The 2,683-nt window shown below is 55.7% G+C and carries 2 rRNA genes; both read left to right on the top strand.

Features of this window, described 5'->3' with window-relative positions:
- Positions 1 to 2,270, top strand: a 23S ribosomal RNA gene (locus BCY76_RS17080); the annotation flags it as partial.
- Positions 2,271 to 2,559: 289 nt separating this feature from the next.
- Positions 2,560 to 2,676, top strand: a 5S ribosomal RNA gene (gene rrf, locus BCY76_RS17075).
- Positions 2,677 to 2,683 lie beyond the last annotated feature (7 nt).

Here is a 2,683-nt window from a genome sequence, read left to right as displayed (position 1 = left end):
GGGGGATGAGCTGTGGGTAGGGGTGAAAGGCCAATCAAACTCTGTGATAGCTGGTTCTCCCCGAAATGCATTTAGGTGCAGCGTTGTGTGTTTCTTGCCGGAGGTAGAGCTACTGGATGGCCGATGGGCCCTACAAGGTTACTGACGTCAGCTAAACTCCGAATACCGGTAAGTGAGAGCGCAGCAGTGAGACTGTGGGGGATAAGCTTCATGGTCGAGAGGGAAACAGCCCAGACCACCGGTTAAGGCCCCTAAGCGTGTGCTAAGTGGGAAAGGATGTGGAGTTGCTTAGACAACCAGGAGGTTGGCTTAGAAGCAGCCACCCTTGAAAGAGTGCGTAATAGCTCACTGGTCAAGTGATTCCGCGCCGACAATGTAGCGGGGCTCAAGCACACCGCCGAAACCGTGGCAATTCTCATCTTTGGATGGGGGTTGGGTAGGGGAGCGTCGAGCACAGCGGTGAAGCCGCGGCGGAAGCCTGTGGTGGAGCGTGTTCGAGTGAGAATGCAGGCATGAGTAGCGAAAGACACGTGAGAAACGTGTCCGCCGAATGACCAAGGGTTCCAGGGTCAAGCTAATCTGCCCTGGGTTAGTCGGGACCTAAGGCGAGGCCGACAGGCGTAGTCGATGGACAACGGGTTGATATTCCCGTACCGGCGAAGAACCGCCCATGGTGAACTGGTGATACTAACCACCCGAACCACACTGGACAGTCTCTTTGAGTCTGCGTGTGTGGGGAGCGTGGGACCTGAACTGGGGAGCCAAGCGTATTAACAGGTGTGACGCAGGAAGGTAGCCGGGCCTAGCGATGGTTGTCTAGGTCTAAGAATGTAGCCTGGTTCCTAGGTAAATCCGGGAGCTGTTGAGGGTGAGATTTGATGGGCCCCACCGTTTGGGTGGGGATCCGGTGATCCTATGCTGCCGAGAAAAGCATCGACGCGAGGTTCTAGCCGCCCGTACCCCAAACCGACACAGGTGGTCAGGTAGAGAATACCAAGGCGATCGAGAGAATCACGGTTAAGGAACTCGGCAAAATGCCCCCGTAACTTCGGGAGAAGGGGGGCCTCACCCGTGATCCGCACTTGCTGCGGGGAGGCGGGTTGGGGCCGCAGAGACCAGGGGGAAGCGACTGTTTACTAAAAACACAGGTCCGTGCGAAGTCGTAAGACGATGTATACGGACTGACTCCTGCCCGGTGCTGGAAGGTTAAGAGGACGAGTCAGCTGCTTTCGGGTAGCGAAGCTCAGAATTTAAGCCCCAGTAAACGGCGGTGGTAACTATAACCATCCTAAGGTAGCGAAATTCCTTGTCGGGTAAGTTCCGACCTGCACGAATGGAGTAACGACTTCCCCGCTGTCTCAACCGTGAACTCGGCGAAATTGCATTACGAGTAAAGATGCTCGTTACGCGCAGCAGGACGGAAAGACCCCGAGACCTTTACTATAGCTTGGTATTGGTGTTTGGCATCACTTGTGTAGGATAGGTGGGAGACTGTGAAGCGGTCACGCTAGTGGTCGTGGAGTCATCGTTGAAATACCACTCTGGTGTTGTTAGGCATCTAACTTCGGGCCCTGATCGGGTCCAGGGACAGTGCCTGGTGGGTAGTTTAACTGGGGCGGTTGCCTCCCAAAGAGTAACGGAGGCGCCCAAAGGTTCCCTCAGCCTGGTTGGCAATCAGGTGTTGAGTGTAAGTGCACAAGGGAGCTTGACTGTGAGACAGGCATGTCGAGCAGGAACGAAAGTTGGGACTAGTGATCCGGCGGCACCGTGTGGAAGGGCCGTCGCTCAACGGATAAAAGGTACCTCGGGGATAACAGGCTGATCCTGCCCAAGAGTCCATATCGACGGCATGGTTTGGCACCTCGATGTCGGCTCGTCGCATCCTGGGGCTGGAGTTGGTCCCAAGGGTTGGGCTGTTCGCCCATTAAAGCGGTACGCGAGCTGGGTTTAGAACGTCGTGAGACAGTTCGGTCCCTATCCGCTGCGCGCGTTGGAGATTTGAGAAGGTCTGTCCTTAGTACGAGAGGACCGGGACGGACGAACCTCTGGTGTGTCAGTTGTACTGCCAAGTGCACCGCTGATTAGCTACGTTCGGGATGGATAACCGCTGAAAGCATCTAAGCGGGAAGCCGGCTTCAAGATAAGATCTCCGTCACCCTTGAGGTGTGAAGGCTCCCAGCTAGACCACTGGGTTGATAGGCCGGATGTGGAAGCACGGACTGAAGACGTGTGAAGCTGACCGGTACTAATAAGCCGACCACTTACACCACACACACTTTCCTCACGTTTGTTGGGGTTGGTATGGGTGTTCAACAAGAATCATGTTTAAGAAATTGCGTGTTCGCGTCCACTAGGCGGTCCCTGATCAACAAACCCTGTCCCCTCGTTGTTGTGTTCTCTCGTGTTGTCGAGGGGATGCTGTGAGGGGTGGCAGCTAATTGAATACGACTCATGCGCGCCTCGGGTTGGTTGAGGTGTAGTCGTTACTGGATTTACCCGCTGTTGGTATCGTGCCTGCTTGTGTGTAGGTGGTGGTGCTGGTGGTTGGGTTGAGAGAGTTACGGCGGTCATAGCGTGGGGGAAACGCCCGGTCCCATCCCGAACCCGGAAGCTAAGACCCACAGCGCCGATGGTACTGCACACGGGAGTGTGTGGGAGAGTAGGTCACCGCCGGACACCACTT

Source organism: Nesterenkonia sp. PF2B19 (assembly GCF_001758425.2).
Classification (GTDB): Bacteria; Actinomycetota; Actinomycetes; order Actinomycetales; family Micrococcaceae; genus Nesterenkonia; species Nesterenkonia aethiopica.
The sequence above is the reverse complement of the archived record's forward strand: the minus strand, read 5'-3'. Positions and strand labels throughout refer to the sequence as shown.